Annotated in this window: 2 protein-coding genes; both read right to left on the bottom strand. The window is 69.3% G+C overall.

Going from position 1 to position 1,171, the window contains the following annotated elements:
* The coding region (locus DSP71_RS23865) for a helicase-associated domain-containing protein (protein WP_258546443.1) at window positions 1-371 on the bottom strand (371 nt) is incomplete at its 3' end.
* A gap of 37 nt (window positions 372-408) precedes the next feature.
* Window positions 409-1,171, bottom strand: a 763-nt coding sequence (locus tag DSP71_RS13700) for a helicase-associated domain-containing protein (protein WP_181800739.1), incomplete at its 5' end; no start/stop codon positions are given.

Here is a 1,171-nt window from a genome sequence, read left to right as displayed (position 1 = left end):
CGCTTGTTGTTCGCGACCTGTGCCAGCACGGCGGGATCGGAGGAGCGCAGGATCAGGGTGCCCTCGTCGTCGCGCTCGATCACCAGCCGGCCGTAGCGGTTCACCGTCTCCCGCAGGTCGACCGCGACGGACGGCGGGACCGGGAAGCGGGACCAGCGATCGAGCGTCTCGAGCATGTCCTCTGCGGTGTGCCCTGCGGCGCGGGCGTTCCACAGACCGAGCCGCGTGATGCGGTAGGTGTGGATGTGCTCGGGAGCGCGTTCCAGCTCGGCGAAGATCGCCAGTTCGTGGCGGGCGCTCTCGGCATCGGCGTGGGCGACTTCGAGCAGCACGGTGCGATCGCTCTGGACGATCAAGGGGCCATCAGACATAGCTGACCAGTTTAGCGGTCGCCCGATGCGCAGGGCCTCATGGGGCGACGATCGTCGCTGTGAGGATGCTCGAAACCGGCAGCGTGCGTTCGACGTCCGCTGCGCGGTCTCGTCCACGGAGTCTGCCTCCACCGAGGCCCGTCGCCTCCAGGAGCAGGTCCCTGGTCGACCCGTCCGGCATCCCGACGGTGACCTTGAGGACGGACTTCGCCCGCACCGCAGCTTCGAGTTCGCGATCGAGCCATGCCGCATCGGCGTCAGGCCCCTGGTGTGAGCGCAGGCGCGCGATCAGAGGAGCCAGTCCGGAGGAGTCGTCGGTCGACGCCGGAGCCGGCGGCGCTGGGTGTCGTTCTCTGACCAGGAGAGCGCCGTCGGAGCCGACGAGTGTCGCCGGGTATCGCGCATCGGTGAGCGCCCAGTACACGGTGTCGCGACCGACGCGGGTCGTCAACGAGTCGACGTGCGCAGTGAGACCGAGTGGGCGCAGCGTCTGATCGACGGTCATCGCCTGGAGGAGATGGCTGTCGGCGCTCTCGATGCGCGTGCGGCCTGTCTCGTCGTCGGTCGAGACGCGGACCAGGCCGTGTCGCTGGGCGGTCTGGGTGAGGAGGTAGCTGAGGGGCTGCGGGATGCCCGTGAGCGAGACGGAGGAGAGGAAATCGAGGATCGACTGCTCCGTCTCGCCGACGACGAAGGCGTGCGCCACGGATTCGGCGGTGAAGCGGTAGGACGATGCCTGCGCGGCGGACTCGCGGACGGCGATGGTGCGCAAGCGCACGTCGAGCGCGGGCTCCAGCGGG

Origin of the sequence: Microbacterium sp. H6 (genome assembly GCF_003314775.1) — a bacterium.
Lineage (GTDB): Bacteria > Actinomycetota > Actinomycetes > Actinomycetales > Microbacteriaceae > Microbacterium > Microbacterium oxydans.
This window is presented reverse-complemented; position numbering and strand designations above follow the sequence as displayed.